Annotated in this window: 10 protein-coding genes; 5 read left to right on the plus strand and 5 right to left on the minus strand. The window is 75.1% G+C overall.

Going from position 1 to position 13,028, the window contains the following annotated elements; genetic code table 11:
- Window positions 1–157: 157 nt before the first annotated feature.
- Entirely contained in the window at window positions 158–1,246 is a 1,089-nt protein-coding gene (locus tag AC07D6_RS30030) for a GDSL-type esterase/lipase family protein (RefSeq protein WP_479049611.1), read from the minus strand.
- 332 nt (window positions 1,247–1,578) lie between these two features.
- On the opposite strand from AC07D6_RS30030, the gene AC07D6_RS30035 reads away from it, so the two are divergent.
- The 4 genes from AC07D6_RS30035 to AC07D6_RS30050 all read left to right on the plus strand — a co-directional run bounded on the left by AC07D6_RS30035 (window position 1,579) and on the right by AC07D6_RS30050 (window position 6,809).
- Entirely contained in the window at window positions 1,579–3,051 is a 1,473-nt protein-coding gene (locus AC07D6_RS30035; protein WP_315880974.1) for an amino acid permease, read from the plus strand.
- Between the two features lie 10 nt (window positions 3,052–3,061).
- Window positions 3,062–3,517, plus strand: a complete 456-nt coding sequence (locus AC07D6_RS30040; RefSeq protein WP_023589679.1) for an Lrp/AsnC family transcriptional regulator — start codon at window positions 3,062–3,064, stop codon at window positions 3,515–3,517.
- 717 nt (window positions 3,518–4,234) lie between these two features.
- Window positions 4,235–5,032: a carbon-nitrogen hydrolase family protein gene (locus AC07D6_RS30045; RefSeq protein ID WP_479049614.1), complete on the plus strand. Its 798-nt coding sequence runs from the start codon at window positions 4,235–4,237 to the stop codon at window positions 5,030–5,032.
- Window positions 5,033–5,117: 85 nt separating this feature from the next.
- Window positions 5,118–6,809 carry a flavin monoamine oxidase family protein gene (locus tag AC07D6_RS30050; protein WP_479049616.1) on the plus strand — a complete coding sequence of 564 codons (1,692 nt, stop codon included), beginning with the start codon at window positions 5,118–5,120 and terminating at the stop codon, window positions 6,807–6,809.
- A 200-nt stretch (window positions 6,810–7,009) separates the two neighbouring features.
- Here AC07D6_RS30050 and AC07D6_RS30055 read toward each other — a convergent pair whose 3' ends face one another.
- The gene (locus AC07D6_RS30055; protein ID WP_479049618.1) at window positions 7,010–8,431 is read right to left on the minus strand and encodes a uracil-xanthine permease family protein; all 1,422 of its coding nucleotides are present in this window, start codon (window positions 8,429–8,431) and stop codon (window positions 7,010–7,012) included.
- A 136-nt stretch (window positions 8,432–8,567) separates the two neighbouring features.
- The gene (locus tag AC07D6_RS30060; protein WP_479049620.1) at window positions 8,568–9,788 is read right to left on the minus strand and encodes an MFS transporter; all 1,221 of its coding nucleotides are present in this window, start codon (window positions 9,786–9,788) and stop codon (window positions 8,568–8,570) included.
- Between the two features lie 94 nt (window positions 9,789–9,882).
- Here AC07D6_RS30060 and AC07D6_RS30065 point away from each other — a divergent pair, with 94 nt between their 5' ends.
- Entirely contained in the window at window positions 9,883–11,127 is a 1,245-nt protein-coding gene (locus AC07D6_RS30065) for an ROK family transcriptional regulator (protein WP_479049622.1), read from the plus strand.
- 84 nt (window positions 11,128–11,211) lie between these two features.
- On the opposite strand, the gene AC07D6_RS30070 is transcribed toward AC07D6_RS30065, so the two are convergent.
- Both AC07D6_RS30070 and AC07D6_RS30075 read right to left on the minus strand, forming a co-directional pair.
- Window positions 11,212–11,964 carry an SDR family oxidoreductase gene (locus AC07D6_RS30070; protein ID WP_315880980.1) on the minus strand — a complete coding sequence of 251 codons (753 nt, stop codon included), beginning with the start codon at window positions 11,962–11,964 and terminating at the stop codon, window positions 11,212–11,214.
- A 39-nt stretch (window positions 11,965–12,003) separates the two neighbouring features.
- Window positions 12,004–12,918 (minus strand): RNA polymerase sigma-70 factor, encoded by a 915-nt coding sequence (locus tag AC07D6_RS30075; protein ID WP_479049625.1) that lies wholly within the window; start codon window positions 12,916–12,918, stop codon window positions 12,004–12,006.
- Window positions 12,919–13,028 lie beyond the last annotated feature (110 nt).

The raw sequence follows: 13,028 nt of genomic DNA on the forward strand, positions 1-13,028 counted from the left end.
GAGGGGGCCCCGGCCGTGCATCGTGAACGCACCGGTGGCGCACGGGACTTGGCCGGGCCCTCTTGCCTTCGGACAACGCAGACGGAATCGTAGGGTCCGCCGGGTCGCGAACGCGAACCGCCGTGTGTCACGCCCGCCGCGACGTTCCGGTGCGCCCCTACCCGCGCGTGAAGACCCCATGCCGCCGTGTCGCCCGGTCGCCGTACACGGACCCCGCGCCACCCACCGGGGCCAGGCCGTGCGCGCGCACCGCGCCCGCGACCGCCGCCGCGAGCCGCGCGTGGCCCGCGTCGTCGGGGTGCAGGCCGTCCCACAGGTGCTCCGGGCGCAGCAGGGGGCGGCCCGGCAGCAGGACCAGGCGTAGGTCGCCGGCCGCGCGCAGCTCCCGTACGGCCTCCTCCATCGCCGCGCGCAGCTCCGCCAGCGTCGCGCCCGAGGCGTTCGCCGTCGTCTCGGCGTCCGGGCGCAGCAGCGGCGACACGACCAGCAGGGGCGTGTCGGGGTGGCCCTCCCGGACCGTGGCGACGAAGGCGCGGGTCAGCTCGTACAGGAAGGGCGCGGTGGTCGGCACGGGGCCCCAGCAGTTCGTGCCGAAGGCGAGCGTGAGCAGCGCGGCGGGCAGCGCGGCCAGCTGCCGCGCGACGGGCAGCTCACCGCGCGCCGAGCCCGCGTAGCCCAGGTTCACCGGGTCCAGTCCGAGGGCCCGCCCGGCGGCGGCGGGCCAGGCGTGCGCGGGCCGCGTGGCCCACCAGCCCTCGGTGATCGAGTCGCCGTACACGACCCAGCGCGGGCGGCGCGGCGCCGCCGCGACCGCGCCGCCCACCGCGCGCAGGCCGAGCACCACCGGCGCCGCCCCCTCCGGCAGGTACACGGTGAACACGGCGCCCCGCCTCGTCACCGGCGGCAGCGTCAGGGTCGCCGTCGCCTCCCCGGCGGACGGCGCGCCGTACGCCTCGCCGACGCGCCGTCCGTCCCGCCACAGCCCGAAGCAGTGCACCGGCACGGGCGGCGCGCCGTCCCGCCCGGGCGTCCGCGCCCGGTAGCGGACCTCCACCGCCCGCGTCCCCGGCGAGGCGGTGAACTCCAGCCGTACGCCGACCGGCAGCGCGGCCCGCTCGACGAGCTCCCACGGCAGGACGCCCACCACCGAGGGGTCCGTCCGCACCGGCCGCGTGCCGTCCCACCACGCCGTGCCCCGCAGGAACGGCACCGGGTCCAGCCACGGCCCGTCACCCGTCCGCCTCATCCGCACCCCCTCCGCACGCCCCTCCGGGCGCCCTCCGCCCGCCTGTGCGCCCCCTGCCGTCCGTGTGCCCCGATGTGTCGATTCATGCGGCAGCGCGCAATGTTTCCCCGTCCGTGCCCGAAGTGCGCAATGATCATCCGTCGATGCGCAACAACGCTGCATTTCAGAATGCGAAGCTCTCCCCGTAGGCTCGGGGCCCGTACCTGGAGTGGCGGTGTCCGCCGGCTCGGCGGTCTCCCCCTTCCCCCGTGGGTTCCCTGTGGGCTCTCTCCGCCCGCGCGCCGCCGCCGGTTCCGCCGTACCCCCGACCGCAGCGATGAAGGAGCCCCGCAGTGCTCGATCAAGGCGCAGCCCCACCGGCCACCGAGCCCTCTGCCCGGATGGCCGCCGGAGCCTCCGCCCTCTCCGCCCTCGGCCGCCGCAAGCCGGTGGAAGACCTGGTCGCGGAGGGTGGTCAGGGTGAGGGCGGCTCGCTCCGCCGCTCGCTGTCCATGTGGCAGCTGACCATGATCAGCATCGGCGCCACGCTCGGCACGGGCATCTTCGTCGTCCTCGGCGAGGCCGTTCCCGAGGCGGGCCCGGCCGTCACCCTGGCGTTCGTCTTCGCGGGCCTGACGGCGCTCTTCTCGGCGCTCTCCTACGCCGAGCTGGCCGGCACCATTCCCGTCGCCGGCTCCTCGTACTCGTACGCGTACGCAACGATGGGCGAACTCGTCGCCTGGGTGTGCGGCTGGTGCCTGCTCCTGGAGTACGGCGTGTCCGTCGCCGCCGTGGCGGTCGGCTGGGGCGACTACCTCAACGAGCTCCTCAGCGGCACGATCGGCGTCACCCTCCCCGAGGCGCTCACCGCGCCCCCCGGCGACGGCGGCGTGTTCAACCTGCCCGCGCTGATCGTCGTGATGCTGGCGATGGTCTTCCTGCTCGGCGGCGCCAAGGAGTCCGCACGCGCCAACACGATCATGGTCATCGTGAAGATCGCCGCGCTCGCCCTCTTCTGCGCCGTCGGCTTCACGGGCTTCTCGTCGGGCAACTACTCCGACTTCATGCCGCTCGGCGTCTCCAGCGTCGGCGCGGCGGGCGCCATCCTGTTCTTCTCGTACATCGGCTTCGACGCGGCCTCCACGGCCGGCGAGGAGGCCAAGAACCCCAAGCGCGACCTGCCCCGCGCGATCATGCTGTCGCTGGTCGTCGTCACCGCGCTGTACGTCCTCGTCGCGGCCGTCGCCGTGGGTGCCTGGGACTGGAAGAAGTTCGCGGGCTCCGAGGCGTCGCTCAGCGCGATCATGAACGACGTCACCGGCCAGAGCTTCTGGGGCACCCTGCTCGCGGCCGGCGCGGTCATCTCCATCGCCAGCGTCGTCCTGACCGTCCTCTACGGCCAGACCCGCATCCTCTTCGCGATGTCCCGCGACGGCCTCGTGCCCAAGGTCTTCGCCAAGGTCGACCCGAAGACCGGCGCCCCCCGCGCCAACACCGTGATCGTCTCGCTGTTCTGCGGCCTCCTCGCCGCCGCCGTCCCGCTCGGCGAACTCGTCAACGCCACCAGCATCGGCACGCTGTTCGCGTTCGCGCTGGTCAACGTCGCGGTCGTCGTCCTGCGCCTCACCCGCCCGGAGCTGGAGCGCAGCTTCAAGGTCCCCTTCGGCCCGCTCTTCCCGATCCTGGGCTTCCTGTTCTGCGGCTACAGCATGTACAGCCTCGACATGATCACCTGGGTGGTCTTCGGACTCTGGATGGCCGTGGGCCTCGTGTTCTACTTCCTGTACGGCATGCGCCGCTCCCGATTGGCCACCGCAGAGAAGTGACCCCCTCCCCGTGCGACTCAACGACCTCGACGAACGCATCGTCCACGCCCTGGCCGAAGACGCCCGCCGCAGCTACGCCGACATCGGCTCGCTGGTCGGACTGTCCGCGCCGGCCGTGAAGCGGCGCGTCGACCGGCTCCGGGCCGAGGGGGCCATCACCGGCTTCACCGTCCGCGTGGACCCGGCGGCGCTCGGCTGGGAGACGGAGGGGTTCATCGAGATCTACGCGCGGGGCAACACCTCGCCCGAGACGATCCAGCGCGGCCTGGAGCGCTACCCGGAGATCGCGTCCGCCTCCACCGTGACGGGGGAGGCGGACGCGATCGTCCAGGTCTTCGCCTCCGACATGCGCCACTTCGAGCGCGTGCTGGAGCGCATCGCGGGCGAGCCGTTCGTGGAGCGCACCAAGTCGGTGCTGGTGCTCTCCCCGCTGCTGCGGCGGTTCTCCTCCGGCTCGCCCGCCTGAGCTCGCTCCGGGCCGCTCACCGGCTTCCGGGCCGCTCACCGGCTTCCGGGCCGCCCACCGGCTTCCAGGCCGCTCACCGGCCCCGGGCCGCCAGGAGGCGACCCGGAAGCCGTCCGTACGCCCGTCGGCCTTCCCGAAGGGCGTCGAGCCCTCACCCGGCGGCGCATCGCCCCGCTCCGGGCCGCGGGCCGGCCGGCTGCGGCCCAGCCGGTCCCTCCGCCCGGGTCGTGGACGGCGACCCTGGCCTGTGGGCCTGTGGGCCTGTGGGCCTGTGGGCCTGTGGGCCTGTGGGCCTGTCGGCCTGTCGGCCTGTCGGCCACAGGGCGCCCGCCTCGACGGGCGGGGTCCGCCGTCCCGCTCGCGCCCGCCGCCCCGCCCGCGCCCGCCGGTCCGCCCGGCGGCAGCACGGCGGCGACGGTGGTGGTCCTCGTACGACGTTCCGCAGGGGCCGTTCCTCCCCGGGGCCCTGCCGAACCGGACGGCTCCGGGCCTCCCGCGCCCCCGCCCCCGCGCTTCGTGCCGCGTCCCGCCCTCCCCGCGCCGGAGGCGCCCCTCCGCCCCCGGTCGGACCGACGCGCAACGAATCGCCGCCCCACCCGGTGAGCGCGCAACGTTTCGGCGGTCGGTCCGCAACGGTCACGGCTTGTCCGGGCAGAAGTCCGGACCGTACCTTTTTTGCGTCTCTCTCCACCCCCCCGCACCCGACGAGGTCCGCCCATGCCGCCGCTGCGCACCGCCCTGCTCCAGAGCTCCGGACAGCTCGGTGACGTGGCCGCCAACCTCAAGGCCCTCGACGAGGCCGCCGCCCGCGCGGCGGCTGCCGGCGCGGGGCTGCTGGTCGCCCCCGAGATGTTCCTCACCGGGTACGCGATCGGCGCGGACGTCGCCCGGCTCGCCGAGCCCGCGGACGGCCCGTCCGCCCGCGAGGCCGCCGCCGTGGCCGCACGCCACGGCCTGGCCATCGCCTACGGCTACCCGGAGCGCGACGGGGACGCGGTGTACAACTCCGCGCGTCTCGTCGGCGCCGACGGCGCGCTCCTGGCGAACTACCGCAAGACCCACCTCTACGGAGGCTTCGAGCAGGAGTGGTTCACCCCCGGCGACCAACCCGTCGTCCAGGCCGAGGTCGGCGGCGTCCGGGTCGGCCTGATGATCTGCTACGACGTGGAGTTCCCGGAGAACGTCCGGGCGCACGCCCTCGCCGGTACGGACCTCCTCCTCGTACCGACCGCGCTGATGCACCCCGCGCGGATCGTCGCCGACTCCGTCGTGCCGGTCCGCGCCTTCGAGAACCAGCTCTACATCGCGTACGCCAACCGGACCGGGCCCGAGGGCGGCTTCGAATTCGTCGGCCTGTCCGCGCTCGCCGGCCCCGACGGCACCGCCCGGGCCCGCGCCGGCCGCGGCGAGGACCTCGTCGTCGGCGACGCCGACCCCGAGCTGCTGCGGCGGTCGCGCGGCGAGAACCCGTACCTCCGGGACCGCCGTCCCGCCCTCTACACCACCCTCGCCTGAGCGCCCCCGCACCCGGCACCCCTCGCCTGAGCGCCCCCCGCCCAGCACCCCCCTCGTCTTCACCCGTGCAAGGAGTCCGTACCCCATGACGTCCACGGTGCCCACCGCCGTCCAGCACACCGACGCCCAGCCGCCGATCACCATGTTCGGCCCGGACTTCCCGTACGCGTACGACGACTTCCTGGCCCACCCGGCCGGCCTCGGCCAGATACCCGCCACCGAGCACGGCACCGAGGTCGCCGTCATCGGCGGCGGCCTGTCCGGCATCGTCGCCGCGTACGAGCTGATGAAGATGGGCCTCAAGCCCGTCGTGTACGAGGCCGACCAGCTCGGCGGCCGGTTGCGCACCGTCGGTTTCGACGGCTGCGACCCGGAGCTCAACTGCGAGCTGGGCGCGATGCGCTTCCCGCCGTCCTCCACCGCCCTGCAGCACTACATCGACCTGGTAGGCCTGGAGACCAAGCCGTTCCCGAACCCGCTCGCCGAGTCGACCCCGTCCACCGTCGTGGACCTCAAGGGCGAGACGCACTACGCGGAGACGATCGACGACCTGCCGCAGGTGTACCGCGACGTCGCGGCCGCCTGGAGCGCCTGCCTGGAGGAGGGCGCGGACTTCTCCGACATGAACCGCGCCATGCGGGAGCGCGACGTGCCCCGCATCCGGGAGATCTGGGCGAAGCTCGTCGAGAAGCTCGACAACCAGACCTTCTACGGCTTCCTCTGCGAGTCCGAGGCGTTCAAGTCGTTCCGCCACCGCGAGATCTTCGGCCAGGTCGGCTTCGGCACCGGGGGCTGGGACACCGACTTCCCCAACTCCATCCTGGAGATCCTCCGCGTCGTCTACACCGAGGCCGACGACTACCACCGCGGCATCGTCGGCGGCAGCCAGCAGCTCCCGCTGCGGCTGTGGGAGCGCAAGCCGGGGAAGATCGTCCACTGGCCGCTCGGCACCTCGCTGAAGTCCCTCCACGGCGGCGAGCCCAAGCCGGCCGTGACCCGGCTGCACCGCACCGCCGGCAACCGCATCACGGTCACCGACGCCAACGGCGACATCCGCACCTACCGCGCGGCGATCTTCACCGCCCAGTCGTGGATGCTGCTGTCGAAGATCGAGTGCGACGACTCGCTGTTCCCGATCGACCACTGGACGGCGATCGAGCGCACCCACTACATGGAGTCCTCGAAGCTGTTCGTCCCCGTCGACCGGCCGTTCTGGCTGGACAAGGACGAGGAGACCGGCCGCGACGTCATGTCGATGACGCTGACCGACCGGATGACCCGCGGCACGTACCTGCTGGACAACGGCCCGGACAAGCCGGCCGTCATCTGCCTGTCGTACACCTGGTGCGACGACAGCCTGAAGTGGCTGCCGCTGTCCGCGAACGAGCGGATGGAGGTCATGCTGAAGTCGCTCGGCGAGATCTACCCGAAGGTCGACATCCGGAAGCACATCATCGGCAACCCGGTGACCGTCTCCTGGGAGAACGAGCCCTACTTCATGGGCGCGTTCAAGGCCAACCTGCCGGGCCACTACCGCTACCAGCGCCGCCTGTACACCCACTTCATGCAGGACCGGCTCCCCGAGGACAAGCGCGGCATCTTCCTCGCCGGCGACGACATCTCGTGGACGGCCGGCTGGGCCGAGGGCGCCGTGCAGACCGCGCTGAACGCCGTGTGGGGCGTCATGCACCACCTGGGCGGCGCGACCGACCCGTCCAACCCGGGCCCGGGCGACGTCTACGACGAGATCGCCCCGGTGGAGCTGCCGGAGGACTGACGTCCCGGCGGCCCCACCGGCCCCCGCCCCACCGGCCCCAGGGGAGCGGTCGGGCGCCCCGCCGGCCCCACGGAGCGGTCGAGGCGTTCGGCCACCCCCCGGCCGGCATCCGCACCCCCCGGCCGGCATCCGCCCCCGCGGACCTGCCGCCCGGCGCGGATGCCGCGGCGGCCGGGCGGCGGGCCGTACCCGGCCCGTGCCTAGGAGCCGGTGGGGCGGCCGTCGCCCTTCGTGGTCGCCCCGTCGGCCGCGTGGTCGTCGTACGCCGAGGTGCCCGCGTCCAGCAGCGGCTCCTGCTCCTTCAGGTGGGCGGGGGCGAAGGCGCGCAGCGTGTGGTAGCCGGTGATGACGACGATGGTGCCCAGCGCGATCCCGCCGAGCTCGAACGTGTCGGTGATCTTCAGGCTGACGCCGCCGACGCCGATGATGATGCCGGCGGCGGCCGGAACCAGGTTGAGCGGGTTGCGCAGGTCGACCTTGGCGTTGATCCAGATCTGGGCGCCGAGCAGGCCGATCATGCCGTACAGGATGACCGTGATGCCGCCCAGGACGCCGCCGGGGATCGCCGCGACGACCGCGCCGAACTTGGGGCAGAGCCCGAAGAGGAGGGCGAAGCCGGCGGCGGCCCAGTAGGCGGCGGTCGAGTAGACGCGGGTCGCGGCCATGACGCCGATGTTCTCGGAGTACGTGGTGTTCGGCGGGCCGCCGACCGCCGTGGACAGCATCGACGCGGCGCCGTCGGCGGCGATGGCCGTGCCGAGCTGGTCGTCGAGCGGGTCACCGGTCATCTCGCCGACCGCCTTGACGTGGCCGGCGTTCTCCGCGATCAGGGCGATCACGACCGGCAGGGCGACGAGGACCGCCGACCACTCGAAGCTCGGGGCGTGGAACGTCGGCAGCCCGATCCAGTCGGCCTTGGCGACGCCCGACAGGTCCAGCCGCCAGTGGTCGACCGCCTCGGCGCCGCCGGCGGGGGAGTGGATCTTCCCGAAGACCAGGTCGAGGACCCACGACAGGGCGTACCCGAAGACCAGCCCCAGGAAGATCGCCACACGGGACCAGAAGCCCCGCAGGCAGACCACGGCCAGGCCCGTGAACAGCATCACGAGCAGCGCGGTCCACTGGTCCTGCGGCCAGTACGTGGACGCCGTCACCGGCGCCAGGTTGAAGCCGATCAGCATCACGACGGCGCCCGTCACGATCGGCGGCATCGCCGCGTGGATGATCCGCGCGCCGAACCGCCGTACCGCCAGGCCCGCCAGGAACAGGGCGAGCCCGACGACGAGGACCGCCCCGGTGACCGTCGAGCTGTCCCCGCCGGACGCGCGGATCGCGGCGGCGACGCCCACGAACGACAGCGAGCACCCGAGGTAGCTGGGCACCCGGCCGCGCGTCGCGAGGAGGAAGACCATCGTCGCGACGCCCGACATCATGATCGCCAGGTTGGGGTCGAGGCCCATGAGGACGGGCGCCACGAATGACGCGCCGAACATGGCGACCACGTGCTGGGCTCCGAGCCCGGCCGTCCGCGGCCACGACAGCCGCTCGTCCGGGCGCACCACGGCGCCGGGCGCGGGGGTCCGCCCGTCGCCGTGCAGGGTCCAGCGCACGCCGAGGTTCATGGGTGGGTCGCTCCCGTTCTGTCGATCGCGCCCCGGCGGTGCGGGGCGGGAGGGCGGCCGGGCGGGTGGGCGATCGGCCGAAAATGGACGACCGCCATGGTACGGGGACGGCGGTACGGACCCGTCGCTCGCCCGTTCAGGCCCCCCGGCCGCCCCCGGCCGCCGCGTCCGGGCCCGCTCCGCCGGCCCGGGCCCGGCGGCCCGGGGCCAGCACGCCCGCCCCGGCCACCAGGCCGAACGCCAGCACCGTGACCACCCCGAACGACACGGTCAGCGACGTCAGGTCGGCGAGACCGCCGATCAGCGAGGGGGCGACCAGACCGGAGGTGTACGTGATGGTGGCGACCCCCGCGATGGCCTGGCTCGGGTTCGGACCGCTGCGGGCGGCCGCGGCGAAGGCCAGCGGGACGACGGCGGCCACGCCCAGCCCCATGAGTCCGAAACCGGCCATCGCGGCCACCGGGTGCGGCGCGGCGACGACCAGCGCGCCGCCCGCCGTCGCCGCGAGGCCCCCGGCCCGTACCGTGCGGGTCGCGCCGAACCGGTCCACTATCCGGTCGCCGACCAGCCGCGCCACCGCCATGGTCAGGGCGAACGCCGTCGTGGAGGCCGCCGCCGCGCCCGGCGAGGCGCCCAGCTCGTCCTTCAGGTAGACCGCCGACCAGTCGAGGCTCGCGCCCTCCGCGAAGACCCCGCAGAAGCCGATCGCCCCGATCACCAGCGCCGAGCGCGGCGGCAGCGCGAACCGCGGCGGCGGCTCCTCGTCGGGCGCGCTGCGCAGGTCCAGGACCCCCTGGCAGAACACCAGCCCCAGCACCGTCAGGGCGGCGGCGGCCAGCAGGTGGTGGAGGCGCGCGTCGCTGCCCAGGTGCGCGGCGAGCGTGCCGGTGGCCGAGCCGATCAGGGCGCCGACGCTCCACATGCCGTGCAGGCTGGACATGATGGAGCGGCCGAACCGGTCCTCCACCTCGACGCCCTGCGCGTTCATCACCACGTCGGACATGCCGGAGGACGCGCCGTACACGAACAGCGCGCCGCACAGGCCGTAGACGTTGGGCGCGAGCGAGGGCAGGACCAGCGACAGCGTCCACAGGGCCAGCAGCGCGCGCAGCGCCGTACGGGCCCCGAGGCGGTGTCCGATCGCGCTCGCGAGCGGCATCGCCAGCGACGCGCCGAGCGCGGGGAAGGCGAGGGCCAGGCCCAGTTGCCCGGGGCTCGCCCCCGTGTGGTCCTGGATCCACGGGATGCGGGTGGCGAAGCTGCCGGCGACCGCGCCGTGCACGCAGAACACGGCGGCCACGGCGTACCGCGCCCGCCTCACCCTCTCCTTGCCGTACGGCACTGGCCCTCCCCGCATCGGTGTTCCCACGGTGTCCGGGCCCCTGCCGGGCACCCGCCGCCGTAAATTATCAGGAACCCTGCCTGAAAGTAAGATCGGAAGGACCCGCGGCATGTCCCCCACCCCCGCGTCCCCCCGCACCGCCCGGGCCGTCAACGACCGGCTCGCCCTGCGTCTGCTCCAGGAGGAGGGGCCCCTGACGGCGGGCCGGCTGACGAGGCTGACCGGGCTGTCCCGGCCCACCGTCGCCGACCTCGTCGAGCGGCTCCAGGGCGCGGGCCTGGTCCGGGTCGTGGGGGAGTCCGGCACCGAGCGGCGCGGCCCGAACGCCCGGCTGTACGGGATCGTCGCGGACCGCGCCCACCTGGCCGCCCTCGACGTACGGCTCCGGGGCGTGACCGTCACCGTCACCGACCTGCTGGGCGCCCCGCTCGCGCGGGCGACCGCCCCCGTCGGCGGCGACACGGACCCGGACCGGGCCGCCGACCGGGCCGCCGCCCTGCTGGAACGCGCCGTCCGGGAGGCGGGCGCGACCCGGCTCCACACGGTCTGCCTGGGCGCGCCCGGCCTGATCGACCCCGCCACCGGGGCACCGCGCGACGCGGCCGGCCTGCCGGCCTGGCACCGCCGGCTGGTGGCCGCCCTGCGCGCCCGGGTGCCCGCGGCCGTCCTCGTCGAGAACGAGACCAACCTCGCCGCCGTCGCCGAGCTGCGCGAAGGCGCCGCCCGCGACCGCGGCACGTTCGTCCTGCTCTGGCTCGGCCACGGCGTCGGCGCCGCCGTCGTCCTGGACGGCGCCCTGCGGCGCGGCGCGTCGGGCGGCGCGGGCGAGATCGGCTTCCTGCCCGTGCCGGGCACGGGCAGGCTGCCGTCCGCGACCGACTGCTCCGGCGGCCTCCACGCCCTGGTCGGCTCGGCTGCCGTCCGGGCCCTGGCCGCCGAGCACGGCATCGAGGCCGCGGGCGACGGCGGCGGGGGTGGGGGCGGGGGAGACGGCGGGGGCGAACCGGCCGGCGCGCGGGCGGTACGCGCCGCCCTGGAGCACCTGGCCGCGCGGGGAGCCGCTGCGGACGCCGCGGACGCGTTCCTGGACGCCCTCGCCGGGCGCGTCGCCCTGGGCGCGGCGGCCGTCGGCGCCGTACTGGACCCCGGCTGCGTCGTCCTGGGCGGCGAACTCGGCCACGCGGGCGGCGCCGCCCTGGCCGCCCGCGTCGAGGAACGGCTCGCCGCCCTCTCCCCGCTGCGCACCGAGGTCCGGGCGAGCGCGCTGGGGGGCGCGGCGGTCCTGCGCGGCGCCCTCCTCACCGCCCGCGACACCGCCCAGGACGCCCTCTTCGGGTCCCCGCCCGTCCCCTGAGCGGGCCGTGCTCCCGGCGGTGACGCGGGCGGGGGGCGGTGGGCCCCCGCCCGTCCGCCGAGCGGGCCGGCGCGCGGCCGTCGTTCAGGCCCGCGCCCCGCGCGCGAAGCGCCGCTCCAGGTACTCCTCGAACGTCCCCGTGCCCACCGCGCGCCCCGGCGTCAGGTGCCCGCCCGCGCGCAGCGCCCGGTACGTCCTGCCGGCGAGCCGTACGGGCACCACCCGGCGCCGCCGCCCGGCCGCCCGCAGGTACGCCTCCGCCAGGTCCTCGAACGCCCGGACCTCGGGCCCGCCCATGTCCGGTACGCGTCCGGCCGGGCCCGCCAGGGCGAGCTCCGCGAGCCGCGCCGCCACCTCCCGGACCTCGACCGGCTGGTCGAGGACGCCCGCCGGGACCGGGAGCACCGGCAGCCGGGCGCAGCCTTCCAGGAGGCGCAGCACCAGGTCGTGGAACTGTGTCGTCCGCAGGACCGTCCAGCCGAGGCCGGACCGCTCGACCAGCCCCTCCACGGCCAGCTTCGTCCGGTAGTAGCCGAGCGGGACCCGGTCGACGCCGACGATCGATATGTAGGCGAGGTGGGAGACGCCGGCCCGCAGCGCCGCGTCGACCAGCCGGCGGGCCGCCCGCTCGTCGCCCCCGCTCGGCGTGCTGGCGCAGTGCACCACCGTCCCGGCGCCCGCCAGCGCCGCGTCCAGGCCCTTGCCGTCGCGCAGGTCGACCGCGTACGGCGCGGAGCGGCGGCTCACCACCCGCACCTCGTGCCCGGCCTCGCGCAGCCGCTCGGTGACGTGCCGCCCGAGCGTTCCCGTACCGCCCGTCACCACGATCGTGCCCATGGTCCCGTCCGTCCTTCCGTCGCCGGTGTCCCTCGACGGCTACGAACCGGCGGGGTCCCCGGGATGTGACAGCTGCCGCCCCGCGAAGGCGAGCTTCTCCGGGTTGACCACGTTGTGCACGGCCGCGATGGCCCCGTCGCGCACCACGAACGACGCGACCGCGACCAGGGTGGGGCCCGCCCACGCCACCAGCGCCGGCTCGCCGTTGATCCGCACGCTCGCCAGGCGCAGCCGGCCCGCGTGGCGCGCCACCAGCCCGGCCAGGAACCGCAGCACCTTCTCCCGGCCCTCGATCGGCCGCCGCGCCGCCGACACGACGCCCCCGCCGTCGCCCCACCACACGACGTCGGCGGCGAGCGTCTTCTCCAGGGACGCCAGGTCCCCGTCGCGCGCCGCGGCGACGAACGACTCGACGAGTTCCCGGTGGCGCCGCTCGTCCCGCTCGGTGAACCGGGTCTCGGCCGCGGCGACGCGCGCGGCGGCCCTGCGGTGGAGCTGGCGGCTGTTGGCCTCGCTGATGTCGAGGACCCCGGCGATCTCGCGGTGGCTGTACGCGAACGCCTCGCGCAGCACGTAGACGGCCCGCTCGGTCGGCGTCAGCCGCTCCAGCAGCACCAGCAGCGCCGTCGACACGGCCTCGCGCCGCTCGGCCGACTCCAGGGGGCCCAGTGCGCCCTCCTCGGTGACGACCGGCTCCGGCAGCCAGGGGCCCGGGTACTGCTCGCGCCGGGCGCGCGCCGAGGTGAGCCGGTTCAGGCACAGGTTGGTGACCACCTTCGCCAGCCACGCCCCCGGCCGGTCGATGCGGTCCCGCTCGGTCCCGCTCCACCGCAGGTACGCGTCCTGCACCACGTCCTCGGCCTCCGCCGCGGAACCGAGCATGCGGTAGGCGAGGCCGAACATGCGCGGGCGGTGACTCTCGAACTCTTCGACGGTCTCTGTCACGACACTCACGTTCACAGCCTGCCACGGCACGCACGGAGGAGACCCGGCGGCGGGCAGGGGCCTTCCCCCACCGCCGCCGGGTCTCCGTTCCGGCCGCCGGGCGTCAGGCGCGGACCGCC

This window comes from Streptomyces sp. NPDC045287 (genome assembly GCF_056432325.1).

Bases quoted from the DNA above. Each gene is read 5' to 3' on its own strand.
- AC07D6_RS30045 (WP_479049614.1), top strand. From the start codon at position 4,235: ATGCCGCCGCTGCGCACCGCCCTGCTCCAGAGCTCCGGACAGCTCGGT.
- AC07D6_RS30065 (WP_479049622.1), top strand. From the start codon at position 9,883: ATGTCCCCCACCCCCGCGTCCCCCCGCACCGCCCGGGCCGTCAACGAC.
- AC07D6_RS30070 (WP_315880980.1), bottom strand. From the start codon at position 11,964: ATGGGCACGATCGTGGTGACGGGCGGTACGGGAACGCTCGGGCGGCAC.
- AC07D6_RS30055 (WP_479049618.1), bottom strand. From the start codon at position 8,431: ATGAACCTCGGCGTGCGCTGGACCCTGCACGGCGACGGGCGGACCCCC.
- AC07D6_RS30050 (WP_479049616.1), top strand. From the start codon at position 5,118: ATGACGTCCACGGTGCCCACCGCCGTCCAGCACACCGACGCCCAGCCG.
- AC07D6_RS30030 (WP_479049611.1), bottom strand. From the start codon at position 1,246: ATGAGGCGGACGGGTGACGGGCCGTGGCTGGACCCGGTGCCGTTCCTG.
- AC07D6_RS30060 (WP_479049620.1), bottom strand. From the start codon at position 9,788: ATGCGGGGAGGGCCAGTGCCGTACGGCAAGGAGAGGGTGAGGCGGGCG.